We start from the raw sequence: 244 nt of genomic DNA on the forward strand, positions 1-244 counted from the left end.
GGGTTAAGGTCAACATACGCCATGCAGCTCAGTAGTGCCTGCTCGTCCAGCAAGGCCTGGCTCTTAAAACGCGCTTCCCAGAAATGCCCCCGGCAGCTATCCTCCTGATTGGCTCTACGGGCGATATATTCATTCAGACTGCGCATAAACCAGCTGATATCGGCTAACCGTACGCGCCAGGTCTCAGCTATTTCTGAGACGGTTTGCCGTTCGGCGACGCCTAATGCCTCTCCCGCCCGGTAGC

Annotated in this window: 1 protein-coding gene; it reads right to left on the minus strand. The window is 56.6% G+C overall.

Annotation, left to right across the window (positions count from 1 at the left end):
• Positions 1 to 244, minus strand: a 244-nt coding sequence (locus tag JW499_RS22285; RefSeq protein ID WP_463427530.1) for a transposase, incomplete at both ends; no start/stop codon positions are given.

The organism is Amphritea pacifica (assembly GCF_016924145.1).
GTDB lineage: Bacteria > Pseudomonadota > Gammaproteobacteria > Pseudomonadales > Balneatricaceae > Amphritea > Amphritea pacifica.